The following is a 17096-nucleotide window of genomic DNA, read 5'->3' as shown; positions in this document are numbered from 1 at the left end:
CGGTCGGTCAACCCGCGTACAGCTGCCACCCTGTTTGTTTGACCGCGAACGGTGGCGGCTCCAGTCATCAAGGAGCTTCACTATGATCAAACCAACACCCAACCCGCCCGAAACCGACTCGGTTTCCCCCTACGAATCCCTCGACTCAAAAAAACTCCACGAAGCCGCCGACCGCGCGCTCGACCATTACCTCTGTCCACCCGGTTCCACACCGCCGCCACGCAAAAGCCGTGGGATGTACGCCGTGACGGCAGACAACAAAAACGAAGAACTGCTGATCGATGCCAGTGAAACACTCGCTTCAGCCCAAACCATCGCCCAGAACGTCGCCAGTCTGTTGCCGGCGTCGCAGCGTCGGGCTTTGTTGGGCATTGCGCAGTTGATCATGCTGGGGGAGCTGGCGGTGAATCGGGCGTTGGATAATCTGCAAGTGCCGGGGTGATGCGGGTGTCGGGTTCACCCGTTGATTGATCGGGTGTTCATTCTGGCGCCTTCGCGAGCAGGCTCGCTCCCACCTTTGAGCGTGTTCCAAGGTGGGAGTGCGCTGGCTTTTCAGCCGCGATAAGTTTCTAGACGATGTACGCGTATCTGCACCCGCGAATGGCGGGCTGCTTTCTTTGCGTCAATCGACATTCAGGTTGTCCCGAGCCCACTGTTCAGCCGTGGTGACCTGAATCGACTGCTGTTCGTTGAAAGTCCCCGCTTTAGGCCACGACACACCTCTGCCTTGGGCAAATACGGCGCGGTATTTTTTGATGTGGTGAGAGGGGTCTTTTTCCAGTTCCTGCATCAGGTGCGGAACAGTCCAGACGTTACGCTTGAACGGCCGCCCCAGCACGCGTTCAAGCAGGCTCGCCACCTGCCCATACGTCACCGTGTCGCCAGACAGGTACACGATCTCGTTGCGAAAGCGCGGTTCGAAGAAAACGATGTCCGCTGTCAGCTTACCGATGTCCTCCGGCGTCGTGAGCGTCACGCTGGTTTCCAGGCTGCCCAAGGCGTTGACGGTGTGGTTCTCAAAATCGACAACTTCAAATACCGGCTCGAACAGAAAGCTGGTGAACATGCCGGTCGAGATGATCACCCATTCGGTTTTATCCTGGTCGCGGAGCAACTCGCGCACGTCGAGTTGCGCATCGAACAAATCCTGCGGGCTGCCCCGGCCAATCACTTCGAAATCGACGCCAAACTGCCAAGGGAAATAACGCTTCACGCCGGACCTGAGCGCGGCTGTCGCCAGTTTCATCGGCGTTTCACGGCCCGCGACCATGCCTGCGCAGCCTATGACGGTATCGAATGCTGCGAACACTTCGGCCAGTTGATCGATGGAATCGTTGACCAGGTCTGCAGCGACCATCTGGATGCCCAGGCCGCGCAGTTCATCGATTTCCCGCTTTTTCTCAGGGACTTGCGTGTTGATGGTCGAATCCCTGAGCAGAACGCTGATGGTGCTGCCGGGCGAGCGCTTGGCTACCCGCGCAAGATTGCGCAGCACCGGCAGGCCGAGTTCGCCGGCGCCGAGTACAAGAATGGATTGTGGGGAAGGGTGAGTCGCTGCGGTCATGATGTCTCCTGAGATCCGTCGTCTGTATGATCTGCCGATGCTGGCACGAATGCGCAGCGCTCAGAAGAAGGCACACGCGTGATACCAGGGGGACACATGACCGATGAGGAAACCCTTAGCCAGGCAGAAGCGATCTGCCAGACGCTAAGACGAGACGATGATGGCGTGCGGCGCGAAGTCCTGGCTCACGCCGGTAGCCGCTGGTCACTGGGTATCCTGCATGCCTTGGGTGTGTACGGCACGATGCGTCATGCCGAGATCAAACGGCAAATGACCGGCGTGACTCAGCGCATGTTGACCAAGACGCTGCGTGCGCTGGAACGCGATGGTTTGCTGATACGGCGAGAGTTGGATCAAGTGCCGCCCCATGTTGAGTACGAGCTGACGCCGTTGGGTATGGAGTTGTTGGTCCGCATGTCGCCGATTTGGACGTGGGTTGTGGAGCACGTCGATGATTTTCGCGAGGCGCGTCGTGCGTTTGATAGCCAGAGTGGGAAAAAGCCTTCGTGGCAGGTTCCGGTGGTGGGGTTGGTTGATGCGGATGCGTCTGACGAGCGGCGGCGGTCATGAGCTTGATCCAGTCTGCGCGGCTGAATGGTCATGTTCCGTACGCGTATCCGAAGGATGTTCTCACGCGCCTGCCGACGCAGCGGGCGAATGAGATTACCGACCTACTGCCGCACAGGTGGATGCCCATCTAGCGGTGCAAGCTCTGACGGGGCACCGTATCAAATCTGCCTAGTCGCCCAAATCAACGGCATTACCGTTAGTCCGGACATAATAATTATCGAATTCACCGCTTTCGACGAACACGAAGCCATGGCGAGCGTAAAAACGATTTGAAGCGCTTTCCTTGAGAGCACCCACCTTGATGGGACGCCCGATCTCATCAGCCTCTCTGAAAATCCGAGTAAGAACTTCAGAGCCGATTCCTGCTCCTTGAGCACTGGGTATCACATACAAGTGGTCAAGCAGAAGCTCGCTCTGATGGTCTTTGATTACGACAAAACCGACCAGATCACCTGATACTTCTATGCGGCGTGTGCAGTTAGCGTCGAACCCGCCAAGAAATCGTTCGCGCGCACGATCTGGGTTAAATCGTCCAAGCCGTTCAAGGCTCTCGCGCATGGCCTCAATCCTGATGGCTACCAGATCTTCCAGGTCGTTATTGGAAGCTGCGCATAAAACGACAGCGGAGTTTTGATCAGCGTAGGCTGGCATAACAAGCACCCTAAACATGGCCGGTCAGTGATTATAGAGAACAGAATCCGCATAACCACTGCGGCCTCGGTTCAATCGAGGCGATGGCTCCCTATCAGCTTCAGGGGGATGTGTTCGCCGGACGCTTACGTCTGTTGGGGCAAGGGGACGGACGCAATGAGGACTCCGATAAACACCAACGTTTAAAAAGACATCTCCAGACACTCTCTCAGGCTACATATCCTTGCGCCTTTGCCTACAGCTACGCCAGAATCCGCCGGCTTGTGCGCTTTGGGGGCGGGTTCTATTGTGGTTCGGTCGCTGACGAATCAGCGATCGGGTTTCGCAGCCCGGATCAATCAAGGCGCACAGCGCTCCCAATCTCGTTGCCATTTTCGGCAATGGTGCTTTATGGCGGCTGTGCGCGGGATACCTTCGGGTATGCCGGGTGCCTTGATTCCCGGTCTGCGAACCTGCGTACAGCTGCCACCTGCCTTCGTTTCGCAGCGAAATGTGGCCGCTCCAACAATCAAGGAGCTTCACCATGATCAAACCAACACCCAACCCGCCCGAAACCGACTCGGTTTCCCCTTACGAATCCCTCGATTCCAGAAAGCTCCACGAAGCCGCCGACCGCGCGCTCGACCATTACCTCTGTCCACCCGGTTCCACGCCGCCTCCACGTAAAAACCGTGGGATGTATGCGGTGACGGCGGACCACAAGAATGAAGAACTGCTGATCGATGCCAGTGAAACACTCGCTTCGGCCCAAACCATCGCCCAGAACGTGGCCAGTCTGTTACCGGCGTCGCAGCGTCGGGCGTTGTTGGGGATTGCGCAGTTGATCATGCTGGGGGAGTTGGCGGTGAATCGGGCGTTGGATAATCTGCAATTGCCGGGGTGATGCGGGTGCCGGGATCACCTGCTGATTGATCGGGTGTTCATTCTGGCGCCTTCGCGAGCAGGCTCGCTCCCACAGGGTTTTGTGCTGATTGCAGATGCTGTGTACGACGCTGAAACCTTTGGGAGCAGTTGATTATTACCGTGCCGTCTTCGTGTGGTTATTGAGACGGCTCAGGACATTCACGGATCCATCGCGTCACCGTCATGTCATTGAATTGCTCACCGATGGTATCGACGCGTAGGCAAGTCCCTTTCTTCGTGTAGTACAAGATGCAGCGCGAGCTATCAAACGAGCAGGTATCCACTTCGAAGAACTTGCGTGCAGCCAGCTCCCGCTCCACGCCACTGTATTCATAGCCGTCGGTGGTATGCATCCGCGTCGGCTTCCATCCTTGTTTGACTAGCTTGGACTTGGCCGCCACCAAACGCTCACCGATGACGATGCCTGCTGGGCCGCGCTTGTCGTTTGGCGCCTGTGAGCCATCGGCAAACGCGGCGCTGATACCCATGCAATAAAGTGCGACAAGTACGAGGGTAGAAGCCTTCATTTGACAGTTCCTCCAGTCGGGGCTGTCCACCTTGTTGCTGCTTTCGGCATCGCGCTTGGAAAAATTGGCGGCGGATCTATTTGAGGAGGGAGGTGATCGACCATCACCCTCACGGGTGATGGGTTCTACGCATCGTGCGGATTAGATATTCGGGGTGTAAGAGAAACCTTGCGAAGCTTCGGTATCGGAGAACGGCGTTACACGAGTTTTCTTGTTGATCAGGCCATTGACGACCGAGCCGGGGAACATCTCGATAGTGTTGTTGAACAGTTCGACGTTGCGGTTGTAGATGGTGATGGCTGCGCCGACGTTCTCTTGTTGTTCGGCGATTTCACGCATCATGTTGTTCGCCGCTTCTGATGCTTTCAGGTCAGGGTATGCCTCGAAAGCGATGCGCAGGCCACCCATCAGCTCTCTCGAGGCGGTTTCAACTTTGGTGAGGGCATTGCCGTCCGCTGCAGCGGGCAGGGCGTGGACCGCGCTGCGCAGGCCGGTGATTTTTTCGAGGAGGCTAGCCTCAAAGACCATGAAGTCGGCGAGTACCTTTTGAAGCTGATCGATCACCTTGGTCTTTTGGCGTTCGTAAACGAGGACGTCCGACCAGGCACGTTGTACTGCGTTGTGTCCCCCGATAATGTCGTTGTAGATGCCCACGCCCACCAAGATGATGACGACGGCGATAACAGCGGAGAGGATGAGTGCAATGTCCATGGCTTACTTCTCTTTGCGTTTTTTTGGGGGAGTGGCGGTAAAAGTAAAGTTGTCATCGTGCAGTTCAGTGAGTGCATGGCTCCATTGGAGCGCAGACATCAGGCGCGGCAGATCGACACCTGCATCAATCTCTGCGTAAAACTCGTTGGGTGATGCCAGCGAATACTCATTACCGAACGCGAACAGGTCGCTGCTCGCGAAGCTGAGGCAGAGCTTTCCATTTTCGGAGAACTCCAGGTTCGGACGATCGAGGATGTCGAACAGCTTCAGCAAGTGCAGCACCGTCGATGGTTTGATGAATTTCGCACAGAGTATCTCGCTGCGACCTGTCAAACAGAACGCTTTATTGAAATCCGGAGAAGCCGTGTCCATGGGCCACGGATAGTCGTTCTCTGATTGGTCATCGGATCTAACCGATATCCCGGTGACCCATGGAAAGTCGATGACCAGACTGTATCGGTCGTAGTGGTCATAAACCACTCGAGTCTCCGTTCGGGTTTTTCCCTTTTCGTCGGTAACAGTGGTTTGCACTGTTCGCCTGTTAACGTAGTGCAACTGGCGATAGTGGTAAGGGAGGTTGCGCAGCGTGCCGGTAAATTCACCCTGTATCGACTCGACCAACTCGCGGCTGTAGTTGCCCCGGCTGTAATCACCAAATTGCGCATCCAGCTCGTTGAGGGTCCAGTCCGAGTCTTCTTCCAGGAAAATCAACCCGTTGTGGAAGTAGGATGACAGTTCAGCAATTCTGCGGCTGAGTGAAGGCAAGCGATCAGCTTTGGAGCTCATCCATGCCAGACTCCCACCGGTAAACGCGATGCCAAGCAAACCAGGGACCATGCCGAACAAGACGGGATCAATTTGCAGACGGTAAAAAAAAGATAAGACGGTATAGGTGTTCATGTACCCATAAAAGGCCACTGTGCTCGCAATCAGTAACAGGCCCGTGCCGAAAAACCACCATGCGCATTTGTTATTGAATTTGAGCGGGCCATTGTATGAAGCGAACTCATGGATCACGTTCAATAGGTCGGCTTTGGATTCAGCGCTGTCAATACTGGCTTCGTTCACAGCCAGCAACTCATTGAATCTCGCGTTCTGCGATGTGTTGGTCATGTCAGGTATCCATTGATTCAGGGATGCCTGGTGCGGGAGCAACGGCCCGGATTGAGGGTTTGGCTCTGTTCATAATCTGTCAGAAATTTGAAAAAGGAGGGGACGATAGCATTGTCATGGCAATGATGGCTTCTGGCCTGTCTCCGATTCTGGAAATGATTCTTTCGGGATGGGGGGCAGAAGCTACCCTCACCCCAACCCTCTCCCGGAGGGAGAGGGGGCCGACCGAGGTGTCTTGCGGGGTACATCGACCTGGAAGACCTTGGTGATTATGGCTTTGGTGAAGGGCCTTCGATTTGGCTTTGTGAACTTGGCAATTGTCGATTCAAAGAGAGACGTTCAGGTCGGTGCAGCTCTCGAATATCCCCGAATCGGTTCCCTCTAACTATGGGCGGTCCGACGTTTCGGGAGGGCTAGGGTGAGGGGCTTTCCGTTCGGGACAGCAACGTCTCAAGCCTGGCCAACGGCGGCGCATCCTCACTACGGTCAAACACCTGCACGCCAACCTTGAGCAACCGCCCATTCTCCGCCGCCCCAATCACCTGCTCACACCGCAACAACAACCGCCCCTGATCACACTCCACCGCTTTCATCCCCATCGGCAACCGACCCTCCAGCCGCAACTCGGCCAAACGGCTTTGCCCCGCAATCAGCGCAATCGACCGATCCCGCAACACCCCGTTGCTCTGCGTCATCAACCCCGCCACGCGCACGGCCGCCGACATCGCCACGGCGATGATCGCCAGTGCCACCAGCACTTCTATCAGGGTGAATCCGCTTTCTCGGGAACGCGCACGCATAAATGGCCCAAAACCAAAGCACAGCCCTCGACGCTAACCCCCGTCCTTGACGGCTTGACGACGAAAACTCCCGAGGATTTTCAACATCCCTGACATATCTTCTTGCAACACTGCGCGTCGAATCGAATCAAGCCAAAGGAATGTCGAGATGGATATCGCACCGTGCAAACCGCCTGAACAATCGCCGCGCAAGCCCCGTGGGCAGCAGGGTTTTACCCTGATCGAGATCATGGTGGTGGTGGTGATTTTGGGGATTCTGGCGGCGATGGTGGTGCCCAAGGTGCTCGACCGTCCGGATCAGGCGCGGGCGACGGCGGCGAAGCAGGACATTGGCGGTTTGATGCAGGCCTTGAAGCTGTATCGCCTCGATCACGGCACTTACCCGAGCATGAATCAGGGTTTGAAAGTGCTGGTGGAGCGGCCGGCGGATGCGAAGAACAGCAACTGGCGTTCGTACCTGGAGCGTCTGCCGAATGATCCGTGGGGCCGTCCTTATCAGTACCTCAATCCGGGCGCCAACGGCGAGATCGACATTTTCTCGCTCGGTGCCGACGGTCAGCCGGACGGCGACGGCGTCAATGCCGATATCGGTTCCTGGCAGCTGTAAGGCCGGCCATGAACAGACGTTCGCCTGATGGGGCGAAGCAGCAAGGCATGGCGATTATCAGCGCGTTGCTGATTGCGGCCGTGGTGGCGGTGATTGCGGCGGGCATGTTGACGCGCCAGAGCGTTTCGACCCGTGCGCTGGAGGCCGATCAGCAGCGCGTGCAGGGGCGCTGGATTGTGCAGGGCGGCGTGGAGATCAGTCGCCAATTATTGTGGGACGCTCGCCAGCGCGATCCGCTGACCCGGCTCGATCAGCCGTGGGCGCAGCGCTTGGTGGCTCAGGGTTTCGAGGGGCGGCTGGAAGACGAGCAGGGCAAGTTCAACCTGCGCAATCTGGTGGCCAACGAGCGTATTGATGAGGCGCAGGTGCAGGCGTTTCAGCGCTTGTGCGAGTTGATCGGGATCAGCGCCGGTTTGAATCAGCGCATCCGTCAGCGGGTGATCGAGTCGTACCCACGACTGTTGAATCCGCAAATGGCCGAGAACAACAACGGCTTCGACAGCGGTCGGGCGACATCGCCCAATGCCTCGCGCAAACCCCAAAATCCGACGTTGCCGATGCTGCGCAGTCTCGATGATTTGCGCAGCGTCGACGGCGTGAATGACGCGGTAATCGGCAAACTGGCGCCGTACCTGACGGTGATTCCCGCGACCACCTGGGTCAACGGCAACACGGCCACCGCGCCTGTGCTGGCCGCGTATGTGCCGGGGCTGTCGCTGGAGCGTGCGCAGGCGTTGATCAATGAGCGTGACGCCGGGCGCTGGTTCATCAACCGTGGCGACTTCGTCAACCGCTTGCGCATGCCGAATCTGGAAGTCAGCAGCGTCAAGGTCGGCATCACCAGCGACTGGTTTCGCCTGCGCGGTGAAGCGCGACGCGAGCAGCGTCGGGTCAGCCTCGAGGCGTTGTTGCATCGCAGCCAGGACCGGTTGCCGCAGGTGATCTGGTCGCGGGTGGGCGTATGACTCAGTTAAGGGTTGCGCTGCCGCCATTGGCGGAACTGGACTTGGACAGCACGCTGAATTGCGCATGGCTGGATCGTCAGGGCCAGGTCAGCCGTGAAGACTGGCTGACGTTGGCGCAGTTGATTCAGCTGCCGAAACTGCCGCCGCTGCTGTGTTTTCTGCACCCGGCGGACAGTCTGTTGGCGAGTATCGATCTGCCGCCGCTGCCCGCCAACAAGACCGCAGCGGCGGTGCAATGCGCGGCGCAGGCGCTGATGCTCGGCGACAGCAGCGAAATGCACATCGCCCACAGTCCGCGTGACGAAGCGGGGCGGGTGCAGATCGCCTGGGCGCCGCGTCAGCGCCTGCTGCACCTCGCGCAGTTACTCAAGCAGTCCGGCCTGAACCTGCGCGGTTTGTACCCGGCGGCGTACAGCTTGCCGGTGCTGCCGGGCATGGTCGCGTGCGTGCAGGACGGCCATCTGTTGCTGCGCGAAAGTCTGCAATCGGCGCGGGTGCAACCGTTGTTTGATGAAGGCATCGACAACTCGCTGTGGGAGCCGGGCGTCACGCTGCACTGGATCGGCGCTGAGCCGCCACCCGGTGCCGAACTGCCGATGAGCGAAGCCCAGCGCTGGACCGGGCCGGTACCGGGTTGGGGCTTGCACGGTGCGCTTGAACAGCAAGGCACTGAACATCGGGGTTGGGGGCGGGCGCTCGGGTTGTCGGCGTTGGCCGTGGCGGTGTGGGTGATCGGTTTGAACCTGTATGCCGCGCGCGAAGCCATTCAGGGGCAGCAGCTCAAGACGCAAATGAGTCTACGGGTGAAGCAGGCCTTCCCCGAGTTGCCGGTGATCCTCAACCCGCTGCAGCAGGCCCGCCAGCAATTGGCGGCGCGGCAGCAAGGCGCGGTCGATGATCCGGCGCAGAACTTCAGTCGCCTGGTGTTGCAGGCGGGCACCGGCATGCCGTTCATGGCCGGTAGCGTCGAGCGTCTGGCCTATGTCGACGGGACGTTGCAACTGAGCCTGTCGAGCGATGCCCGTCGTTCCGGCAATGACAAGGATTGGCAAAGCACCCTGACTCAGGCCGGGATCAGCGTGACGGCCGATGACGATGGCTGGACCTTACGCCCGGCCGCTGAAGCCAGCACCAGTGAAAACCAAGACAACAGCAGCGAGGCAGACGATGAATAAGGCCGCGCTTGCGATGTACCGCGCCCGTTGGCAGCGCTTCAACAGTCAGTTGCAGGCACGTTGGCAGCCGTTGGCATTGCGTGAGAAACGCATGGTCGGCGGCATGGCAGTCGCGCTGCTCGGTTTGCTGACTTGGGTTGCGCTGATCCAGCCACCGCTGAAAAAAATCAGCTATTGGCAAACCGAAACCCCGAAGTTGCGCGCCCAGACCGAAGCGCTGGAAGTGCTGCTGCGTGACGTCAGCGTGCGCCCGAATGGGCAAAGCGTTGGCCAGTCACTGGAGCAAACCCTGCAGACCAGTGGTCTGGCCGGGCACTATCAATTACAGGCGGCGGATGCCGGTTCATGGCAGTTGACCTTCGACGCCGCGCCAGCCGACGCAGTACTCGACTGGCTGCTGAGCCAGCCGTCGCAACTTTCTCTGCAAGTGGTCGAGGCCCGTTTGCAACGCGTGGAAAACGCTTCGACCGAAGTCACTGCCGGCACTTTGTCAGGCACCGTTCGCATGGATCAGGCGCTGGGCGCTAAGGAAGCTTCATGAAGGGGTCAAGGTCCAAACCGGTACGCATGGCACTGCCGATGCTGCTGATGGCGTTGAGCGCGTGCAGCAACACCAGCACACCGCAGAACCAGCCGCCGTTGCTGGTCGACAGCGAACTCGGTCGGCCGCTGGCCAACACTCAGCGCAGCGGTGACGCGGTACTGGATCGGGAGCGCGCGCAGGCCCAAGCCAGACCGGCGCCGAAGCAATTGCACAACATCACCGAGCGTAGCCGTGGCGGTGGCGCTGCTCGTGGAACCACATTGCCGAGCAATCCGTTGGGCGAGCAACCGGTGACGCTGAATTTTGTCGATGCTGATATTCAAGCGGTGGTGCGCGCGTTATCGCGCTCGACCGGCCAGCAGTTTCTCGTCGATCCACGGGTCAAGGGCAACATGACGCTGGTTTCAGAGGGGCAGGTGCCGGCGCGTCAGGCTTACGACATGCTGCTGTCGGCGCTGCGCATGCAAGGCTTCGCCGTGGTCGATGTCGGTGGCGTCGCCCAGGTGGTGCCGGAGGCCGACGCGAAACTGCTTGGCGGGCCGATCTATAACGCGGACAAACCGGCCGGCAATGGCATGCTCACGCGCACGTTTCGCCTGCAATACGAGAACGCGGTGAACCTGATCCCAGTGCTGCGGCCGATCGTCTCGCCGAACAACCCGATCAACGCTTACCCCGGCAACAACACCATTGTCGTCACCGATTATGCCGAGAACCTCAATCGTGTTGCGCAGTTGATCGCGGGCATCGACACACAGAGCGCCATCGACACTGATGTGGTGCAGATCCAGAACGGCATCGCCGCTGACATCGCGCCAATGGTGGCCGATTTGCTGGACGCGCCGGGCAACGACCCGACGCAGAAAATCGCCGTGATTGGCGATCCGCGTTCGAACACCATCATCATTCGTGCCGGCAGCCCTGAACGTACCGAGCTGGCGCGCAACCTGATCTACAAACTCGACAACGCGCAAAGCAATCCGAGCAACTTGCATGTGGTGTATCTGCGTAACGCGCAAGCGGCAAAACTGGCGCAGGCGTTACGCGGTTTGCTCACTGGCGAGAGCGACAGCGGCACCAGCGACACTGCACGTTCGGTGCTCAGTGCGATGGGCAGCAACGGTAGCAATGGCGGTTCGAGCGCTCAGAGCGGCACGCAAACCAGCGGCACGACCTCGACCACCTCCAGCAATGGCAGCACTGGCGGCAGTTATGCGCAGGGTAGCAGCCCAACCGGCAGCAGCGGCACTCAGGCCAGCGAACAGAACGTCGCCTTCAGCGCTGGTGGCGTGACGATTCAGGCTGACGCGACCACCAACACCTTACTGATTTCGGCGCCGGAGCCGCTGTATCGCAACTTGCGTGAAGTCATCGACTTGCTCGACCAGCGCCGTGCGCAAGTGGTGATCGAAAGTCTGATCGTCGAAGTCGGCGAGGACGATGCCAGTGAGTTCGGTGTGCAGTGGCAGACCGGCAATCTGGGTGGCAATGGCGTGATTGGTGGCGCGAATCTTGGTGGTTCCGGCTTCAATCTCAGCGGTAAGACCAGCATTGATGCGCTGCCGCAGGGTTTGAACCTCGGCTACGTCAACGGTACGGTCGATATTCCCGGCATCGGCAAGATTCTCGACCTCAAGGTGCTGGCCCGGGCCTTGAAGAGCAAGGGCGGCACCAACGTGCTGTCGACGCCGAATCTGCTGACGCTGGACAACGAAGCGGCGAGTATTTTTGTCGGCCAGACCATTCCGTTTGTCAGCGGCAGTTATGTCACCGGCGGTGGCGGCACCAGCAACAACCCGTTCCAGACCGTGACCCGCGAAGAGGTGGGTTTGAAGCTCAACGTGCGTCCGCAGATTTCCGAGGGCGGCACGGTCAAGCTCGATATCTATCAGGAAGTCAGCAGCATCGACGAACGCGCGTCCACCAGCGCGAGAGCGGCGGGTATCGTCACCAACAAACGTGCAATCGACACCAGCATCCTGCTCGACGACGGCCAGATCATGGTGCTCGGCGGTTTGCTGCAGGATGGCTACAGCCAGAGCAATGACGCAGTGCCTTGGCTGTCGACCATCCCCGGGATTGGCGCGTTGTTTCGCAACGAACGCCGGGCGATCACCAAGACCAACCTGATGGTGTTCCTGCGCCCGTACATCATTCGCGACAGCGAAGCGGGGCGCAGCATCACCCTCAATCGCTACGACTTCATGCGCCGCGCACAGGGTGGTTTGCAGCCGGAGCGCAGCTGGGCGATGCCCGATATGCAGGCGCCGCAATTGCCTGCGGCGGCGCAAGGGGTTCCTGATTCGGTTCCGGCTTCGGGACCCCGTGCGACCATCAAAGCCGTGCCGATCAAAACAGGCCCACGGTTATGAGCGCCGATCCCAAAGTTGCAGTGAATCCTGTGGTGAGGGGATTTATCCCCGACCGGCTGCGTAGCAGTCGTAAGTCCGGTAGACGCGGTGCATCTGGCAAAACGGAATTGCAGGTTTTGGGGCTGCTGCGCAGCCCATCGGGGATAAATCCCCTCGCCACAGGGAAAATCACTGCCCAACAGAAATCTTTTCCCACCGGGGATTGTGGGGGAGTGCCTAGATGAGTTCGTTGCCTTACGCCTGGGCCAAGGCCCAACGCATTCTGCTGCGCGACGGGGTGTTGACGGTGTGCCCGTCGACGCCGGGGTGGTCGATCAGCGAAGTGCGCCGGCAGTTCGGTGCGGCCAAGGTCGAGCGGGTGCGCGACGATGAACTCGATGGGTTGCTCACCAGTGCTTACGCCGATACCGGCAGCGCTGCCGCTGTGGTCGGTGCCGCCGAAAACGAAGTCGACCTCGATCGCCTCATGCAGGACATGCCGGAGATCACCGACCTGCTCGACACCCAGGACGGCGCGCCGGTGATTCGCATGATCAACGCCTTGCTCACCCAGGCCGCCCGCGACGAGGCCAGTGACATTCACATCGAACCGTTCGAAACCCATTCGGTGGTGCGCTATCGCGTCGACGGCACCCTGCGTGACGTGGTCTCGCCGCGCAAGGCCTTGCACGGCGCGCTGGTGTCTCGGATCAAGATCATGGCGCAGCTCGATATCGCCGAAAAACGCCTGCCGCAGGATGGTCGGATTGCTTTGCGTGTGGCCGGGCGGCCGATTGATATTCGCGTCTCCACCGTGCCCACCGGCCACGGCGAACGGGTGGTGATGCGGCTGCTCGACAAACAGGCCGGGCGTTTGCATCTGGAAACGTTGGGCATGGACGCGCAGGTGCTGGCCAAGCTCGATCACCTGATCCGCCAGCCCCACGGCATCGTGCTGGTCACCGGCCCCACGGGCAGCGGCAAGACCACCAGCCTCTACGCGGCGCTGGCGCGGCTGGATGCGAGCACCAGCAACATCCTCACCGTGGAAGACCCGGTGGAATATGACCTGCCGGGCATCAGCCAGATTCAGGTCAACGCCAAGATCGACATGACCTTTGCCCTGGCACTGCGGGCAATTCTGCGGCAAGACCCGGACATCATCATGATCGGCGAGATCCGCGATCTGGAAACCGCACAAATCGCCGTGCAGGCCTCGCTGACCGGTCACCTGGTGCTGGCGACGTTGCACACCAACGACGCGGTGTCGGCGGTGAACCGTTTGATCGACATGGGCGTGGAGCCGTTTCTTTTGGCGTCGTCGATGCTCGGGGTGTTGGCGCAACGACTGGTGCGACGGCTATGCAACCAGTGCAAACAGGAAGACCCGTCCAGCCCCGGCACCTGGCGCCCGGTCGGTTGCGCAGCGTGCAATCACACCGGCTACAGCGGCCGCACCGGCATTCACGAATTGTTCTGCATCGACGACGACATCCGCACGCTGATTCACCAAGGGGCAGGGGAGCAGGCCTTGCGCGCGGCTGCCGCCAAGGCCGGGATGTTCAGCCTGCGCGAGGACGGTGAGCGCTGGATTCGCAGTGGCGCCACCGCCCCCGAAGAAATTCTGCGTGTGACACGGGACGCCTGATGAATCGCTATCGTTTTGAAGCCGCCGACGCGACCGGCAAGATCGAGTCCGGGCATCTGGAGGCCGAGAGTCAGACGGCCGCGTTCAGTGCCTTGCGCGGACGTGGTTTGACTGCGTTGTCGGTGCAAAAGGAAAGCAATGTCGCCCAGCATGGCGGCGGTGGATTGTTCAGCGCGAAACTCTCGGACAACGATCTGGCGTGGGCCACGCGGCAACTGGCGAGCCTGCTCGGCGCCAGTCTGCCACTGGAAGCGGCGTTGAGCGCCACGGTCGAACAGGCCGAGAAAAAGCACATCGCCCACACCCTCAGCGCCGTGCGTGCCGACGTGCGCAGCGGCATGCGTCTGGCTGAATCGCTGGCGGCGCGGCCACGGGATTTTCCCGAGATCTACCGCGCGCTGATCGCGGCGGGGGAAGAGTCCGGCGATCTGGCGCAGGTGATGGAGCGGCTGGCCGATTACATCGAGGAGCGTAATAACCTGCGCGGCAAGATTCTCACGGCGTTTATCTATCCCGGCGTGGTCGGGTTGGTGTCGATCGGCATTGTGATTTTCTTGCTCAGTTACGTGGTGCCGCAGGTGGTCAGTGCGTTTTCCCAGGCGCGGCAGGATCTGCCGGGGCTGACGCTGGCGATGCTCACCGCCAGTGATTTCATTCGGGCGTGGGGCTGGTTGTGTGCTGCGGTCATGGCCGGGGCGTTCTGGAGTTGGCGTTTGTATTTGCGTAATCCGGCGGCGCGCCTGAGTTGGCATCATCGGGTGCTGAAGTTGCCGCTGTTCGGGCGTTTCATATTGGGGCTGAACACCGCGCGTTTCGCCTCGACGCTGGCGATTCTCGGTGGTGCTGGCGTGCCGTTGCTGCGGGCGCTGGAAGCAGCGCGCCAGACCTTGTCCAACGACCGCTTGAGCCTGAGCGTCAGCGACGCCACGGCCAAGGTGCGCGAAGGCGTGAACCTTGCGGCAGCGTTGCGGGTGGAGAATGTGTTCCCGCCGGTGTTGATTCACTTGATTGCCAGCGGCGAGAAAACCGGCTCGCTGCCGCCGATGCTTGAACGCGCGGCGCAAACCTTGTCCCGGGATATCGAGCGCCGGGCGATGGGCATGACGGCGCTGCTTGAGCCGCTGATGATTGTGGTGATGGGTGGGGTGGTGCTGGTGATTGTGATGGCGGTGTTGTTGCCGATCATTGAGATCAATCAGTTGGTGCAGTAGCAGGTTTTGATGGTGTCTGATCGGGCCTCTTCGCGAGCAGGCTCGCTCCCACAGGGATTGAAGTTGTTAATGCAATTTAATTCACAACACAGAACCCTGTGGGAGCGAGCCTGCTCGCGAAGGGGCCAGTCAAGGCAATAAATAATCCAGATTTTTTCCCAGGACTTCAGCATCACCCGACCGTTGACTCCCCCATCCTCGGGTTCTCCTTTCTGTCATCTGCAACGACCCGTCAACGGCTCCAGCCCGATTCAGCCAAAGCCTTGATCCAGACGCTGCGCATATCCCCCTGAACACCCGAGAAATCCCCCCGAAAATCACCGCGCACCTCCCGAGGTTTTTTCCTTTATCTGTCACCGGAAGCTGCGAATTTCTCAGTGCGACTTAACCAAGGCCAGCGCTAGCGAGGGCCCGGTGAGTCCTCCCGGTTTCATGCAAGTTCCCTGAAAACCTGTGTTCAAACACCAACGTTGAAAAGGAGATTCTTCATGTTCAAGCGCACTCTGATCGCAGCTTCCCTGACCGTCGCCGCTCTGGCCTCCGCTCAAGCCATGGCCGTTACCGGTGGTGGCGCTTCACTGCCTGCCGCTCTGTACAAAGGCTCTGCCAACAGCATCCTGCCTGCCAACTTCAGCTACGCCGTGACCGGTAGCGGCGTCGGCAAAAGTGCTTTCCTGACCAACAACGCTGCACAGTTCAGCACCACCGGCACTGTGCATTTCGCCGGTAGCGACTCGATCCTCAGCGCTTCGGAACTGAGCACCTACACCACCAACTTCGGTACTTCGTACGGTCCGCTGATCCAGTTGCCATCGGTGGCCACGTCGGTTGCCATTCCTTACAAAAAAACCGGTCAGACCGCACTTAACCTGACCAGCGCTCAACTGTGCGATGCGCTCTCGGGCACCGCGACCACTTGGGGCACTTTGCTGGGCACCGCCGACACCACACCGATCCGTGTGGTTTACCGCAGCGTTTCCAGTGGCACCACTGAAATCCTCAGCCGCCACCTGAATGCCGTCTGCCCAGGCAAATTCGCCGTCAACTCCACCTTCACCAACGCTCGTCTGCCAGCCGGTTCTGCACTGCCATCGACTTGGGTTGGCGTAGCCAACACCGCTGAAGTGGCGACTGCCGTGAACGCTGTAGACGGTTCCATCGGTTATGTCGGTCCGGACGGCGTGAATGCCACCAGCAATGCCGTGGTTGCCCGCATCAATGGCGTTCAGCCAACCAACGCCAACGTGACGCTGGCGCTGAGCACCGCAGCCCTGCCAACCACGCCTTCCAACCCTGCACAGTGGGCGCCAGTCGTGCCTAACCCGGCCAGCGGTTATCCAATCGTGGCTTACACCAACTTCATCTTCGGCCAGTGCTACAAGGACGCAGCCGTGGCCGCTGATGTCAAAGCCTTCCTGACCACTCACTACAGCAATCCGGGCAACAACGTTGCCACCGTCGCTCACAGCTTCACGCCGGTTCCAAACAACTGGAAAACCGCTGTGACCGCCAACTTCATCACCAACACCTCGGGCAACAACCTGGACATCAACAACGCCAACGCCTGCAACGGCATTGGTCGTCCTCAGTAAGCCTCGTTTCAAGCGCAATAAAACGGCAGCAGCCTTCGGGCTGCTGCTTTTTTTTGCCGATTTACACCTTGATCATGAAGTTTGTGTGACATCCGTTCGGTCGTGAGGCTCGCCAACCGCCTATGTCGTAACAGCAGGGCTGATCCGACCTGCCACCCAAAAGG

At 59.6% G+C, this 17096-nt stretch carries 17 protein-coding genes and 1 pseudogene; 12 read left to right on the top strand and 6 right to left on the bottom strand.

The window, feature by feature from the left end; translation table 11 throughout:
- The first annotated feature begins 82 nt into the window (after window positions 1–82).
- Window positions 83–442 carry a DUF6124 family protein gene (locus tag ACIOVB_RS09170; RefSeq protein ID WP_401266910.1) on the top strand — a complete coding sequence of 120 codons (360 nt, stop codon included), beginning with the start codon at window positions 83–85 and terminating at the stop codon, window positions 440–442.
- 180 nt (window positions 443–622) lie between these two features.
- Here the strand turns inward: ACIOVB_RS09170 and ACIOVB_RS09165 are convergent, their stop codons facing one another.
- Window positions 623–1564 (bottom strand): aromatic alcohol reductase, encoded by a 942-nt coding sequence (locus tag ACIOVB_RS09165; RefSeq protein ID WP_401266908.1) that lies wholly within the window; start codon window positions 1562–1564, stop codon window positions 623–625.
- Window positions 1565–1660: 96 nt separating this feature from the next.
- Here ACIOVB_RS09165 and ACIOVB_RS09160 point away from each other — a divergent pair, with 96 nt between their 5' ends.
- Window positions 1661–2134 carry a winged helix-turn-helix transcriptional regulator gene (locus ACIOVB_RS09160; RefSeq protein WP_401266906.1) on the top strand — a complete coding sequence of 158 codons (474 nt, stop codon included), beginning with the start codon at window positions 1661–1663 and terminating at the stop codon, window positions 2132–2134.
- Window positions 2116–2265, top strand: a pseudogene (locus ACIOVB_RS09155) (transposase domain-containing protein); the annotation flags it as partial. The gene ACIOVB_RS09160 and the pseudogene ACIOVB_RS09155, both read left to right, overlap by 19 nt.
- A 37-nt stretch (window positions 2266–2302) precedes the next feature.
- Here the strand turns inward: ACIOVB_RS09155 and ACIOVB_RS09150 are convergent.
- Window positions 2303–2785 (bottom strand): GNAT family N-acetyltransferase, encoded by a 483-nt coding sequence (locus ACIOVB_RS09150; protein WP_401266904.1) that lies wholly within the window; start codon window positions 2783–2785, stop codon window positions 2303–2305.
- 523 nt (window positions 2786–3308) lie between these two features.
- On the opposite strand from ACIOVB_RS09150, the gene ACIOVB_RS09145 reads away from it, so the two are divergent.
- Window positions 3309–3668 (top strand): DUF6124 family protein, encoded by a 360-nt coding sequence (locus ACIOVB_RS09145; protein ID WP_401266902.1) that lies wholly within the window; start codon window positions 3309–3311, stop codon window positions 3666–3668.
- A 157-nt stretch (window positions 3669–3825) separates the two neighbouring features.
- Here ACIOVB_RS09145 and ACIOVB_RS09140 read toward each other — a convergent pair whose 3' ends face one another.
- The 4 genes from ACIOVB_RS09140 to gspI all read right to left on the bottom strand — a co-directional run bounded on the left by ACIOVB_RS09140 (window position 3826) and on the right by gspI (window position 6839).
- Entirely contained in the window at window positions 3826–4215 is a 390-nt protein-coding gene (locus ACIOVB_RS09140) for a hypothetical protein (RefSeq protein ID WP_401266899.1), read from the bottom strand.
- A 141-nt stretch (window positions 4216–4356) separates the two neighbouring features.
- Window positions 4357–4926: a LemA family protein gene (locus ACIOVB_RS09135; protein WP_401266897.1), complete on the bottom strand. Its 570-nt coding sequence runs from the start codon at window positions 4924–4926 to the stop codon at window positions 4357–4359.
- A gap of 3 nt (window positions 4927–4929) precedes the next feature.
- Window positions 4930–6039 (bottom strand): hypothetical protein, encoded by a 1110-nt coding sequence (locus tag ACIOVB_RS09130; RefSeq protein WP_401266894.1) that lies wholly within the window; start codon window positions 6037–6039, stop codon window positions 4930–4932.
- Between the two features lie 413 nt (window positions 6040–6452).
- Entirely contained in the window at window positions 6453–6839 is a 387-nt protein-coding gene (gspI, locus tag ACIOVB_RS09125; protein ID WP_401266891.1) for a type II secretion system minor pseudopilin GspI, read from the bottom strand.
- Between the two features lie 148 nt (window positions 6840–6987).
- On the opposite strand from gspI, the gene gspG reads away from it, so the two are divergent.
- The 8 genes from gspG (at window position 6988) to ACIOVB_RS09085 (ending at window position 16932) form a co-directional block, all read left to right on the top strand.
- Window positions 6988–7446, top strand: coding sequence for a type II secretion system major pseudopilin GspG (gene gspG / locus ACIOVB_RS09120; RefSeq protein ID WP_187678581.1), 459 nt, complete (start codon window positions 6988–6990; stop codon window positions 7444–7446).
- Window positions 7447–7454: 8 nt separating this feature from the next.
- Window positions 7455–8411: a type II secretion system minor pseudopilin GspK gene (gspK, locus tag ACIOVB_RS09115; protein ID WP_401266888.1), complete on the top strand. Its 957-nt coding sequence runs from the start codon at window positions 7455–7457 to the stop codon at window positions 8409–8411.
- Window positions 8408–9586: a type II secretion system protein GspL gene (gspL, locus tag ACIOVB_RS09110; RefSeq protein WP_401266886.1), complete on the top strand. Its 1179-nt coding sequence runs from the start codon at window positions 8408–8410 to the stop codon at window positions 9584–9586. The genes gspK and gspL overlap by 4 nt, the downstream gene beginning before the upstream one ends.
- Window positions 9579–10127, top strand: a complete 549-nt coding sequence (gspM, locus tag ACIOVB_RS09105) for a type II secretion system protein GspM (RefSeq protein WP_401266884.1) — start codon at window positions 9579–9581, stop codon at window positions 10125–10127. The genes gspL and gspM overlap by 8 nt, the downstream gene beginning before the upstream one ends.
- Window positions 10124–12502, top strand: a complete 2379-nt coding sequence (gspD, locus tag ACIOVB_RS09100; protein WP_401266882.1) for a type II secretion system secretin GspD — start codon at window positions 10124–10126, stop codon at window positions 12500–12502. Before gspM ends, gspD begins: the two co-directional genes overlap by 4 nt.
- Before the next feature lie 220 nt (window positions 12503–12722).
- Window positions 12723–14129 (top strand): type II secretion system ATPase GspE, encoded by a 1407-nt coding sequence (gene gspE / locus ACIOVB_RS09095; protein WP_401266880.1) that lies wholly within the window; start codon window positions 12723–12725, stop codon window positions 14127–14129.
- Complete coding sequence (gene gspF, locus ACIOVB_RS09090) at window positions 14129–15340, top strand: type II secretion system inner membrane protein GspF (protein ID WP_187678575.1); 1212 nt, start codon at window positions 14129–14131, stop codon at window positions 15338–15340. Before gspE ends, gspF begins: the two co-directional genes overlap by 1 nt.
- Window positions 15341–15828: 488 nt before the next feature.
- Window positions 15829–16932, top strand: coding sequence for a substrate-binding domain-containing protein (locus ACIOVB_RS09085; protein WP_401266878.1), 1104 nt, complete (start codon window positions 15829–15831; stop codon window positions 16930–16932).
- The last annotated feature ends 164 nt before the right edge of the window (window positions 16933–17096 follow it).

This window comes from Pseudomonas sp. NPDC087639, assembly GCF_044743385.1.
Lineage (GTDB): Bacteria > Pseudomonadota > Gammaproteobacteria > Pseudomonadales > Pseudomonadaceae > Aquipseudomonas.
This window is presented reverse-complemented; position numbering and strand designations above follow the sequence as displayed.

What these genes read in the sequence shown, in the direction of transcription:
- ACIOVB_RS09170 (WP_401266910.1), top strand. Translation starts at nt 83, where the DNA reads ATGATCAAACCAACACCCAACCCGCCCGAAACCGACTCGGTTTCCCCC.
- ACIOVB_RS09165 (WP_401266908.1), bottom strand. Translation starts at nt 1,564, where the DNA reads ATGACCGCAGCGACTCACCCTTCCCCACAATCCATTCTTGTACTCGGC.
- ACIOVB_RS09160 (WP_401266906.1), top strand. Translation starts at nt 1,661, where the DNA reads ATGACCGATGAGGAAACCCTTAGCCAGGCAGAAGCGATCTGCCAGACG.
- ACIOVB_RS09150 (WP_401266904.1), bottom strand. Translation starts at nt 2,785, where the DNA reads ATGCCAGCCTACGCTGATCAAAACTCCGCTGTCGTTTTATGCGCAGCT.
- ACIOVB_RS09145 (WP_401266902.1), top strand. Translation starts at nt 3,309, where the DNA reads ATGATCAAACCAACACCCAACCCGCCCGAAACCGACTCGGTTTCCCCT.
- ACIOVB_RS09140 (WP_401266899.1), bottom strand. Translation starts at nt 4,215, where the DNA reads ATGAAGGCTTCTACCCTCGTACTTGTCGCACTTTATTGCATGGGTATC.
- ACIOVB_RS09135 (WP_401266897.1), bottom strand. Translation starts at nt 4,926, where the DNA reads ATGGACATTGCACTCATCCTCTCCGCTGTTATCGCCGTCGTCATCATC.
- ACIOVB_RS09130 (WP_401266894.1), bottom strand. Translation starts at nt 6,039, where the DNA reads ATGACCAACACATCGCAGAACGCGAGATTCAATGAGTTGCTGGCTGTG.
- gspI (WP_401266891.1), bottom strand. Translation starts at nt 6,839, where the DNA reads ATGCGTGCGCGTTCCCGAGAAAGCGGATTCACCCTGATAGAAGTGCTG.
- gspG (WP_187678581.1), top strand. Translation starts at nt 6,988, where the DNA reads ATGGATATCGCACCGTGCAAACCGCCTGAACAATCGCCGCGCAAGCCC.
- gspK (WP_401266888.1), top strand. Translation starts at nt 7,455, where the DNA reads ATGAACAGACGTTCGCCTGATGGGGCGAAGCAGCAAGGCATGGCGATT.
- gspL (WP_401266886.1), top strand. Translation starts at nt 8,408, where the DNA reads ATGACTCAGTTAAGGGTTGCGCTGCCGCCATTGGCGGAACTGGACTTG.
- gspM (WP_401266884.1), top strand. Translation starts at nt 9,579, where the DNA reads ATGAATAAGGCCGCGCTTGCGATGTACCGCGCCCGTTGGCAGCGCTTC.
- gspD (WP_401266882.1), top strand. Translation starts at nt 10,124, where the DNA reads ATGAAGGGGTCAAGGTCCAAACCGGTACGCATGGCACTGCCGATGCTG.
- gspE (WP_401266880.1), top strand. Translation starts at nt 12,723, where the DNA reads ATGAGTTCGTTGCCTTACGCCTGGGCCAAGGCCCAACGCATTCTGCTG.
- gspF (WP_187678575.1), top strand. Translation starts at nt 14,129, where the DNA reads ATGAATCGCTATCGTTTTGAAGCCGCCGACGCGACCGGCAAGATCGAG.
- ACIOVB_RS09085 (WP_401266878.1), top strand. Translation starts at nt 15,829, where the DNA reads ATGTTCAAGCGCACTCTGATCGCAGCTTCCCTGACCGTCGCCGCTCTG.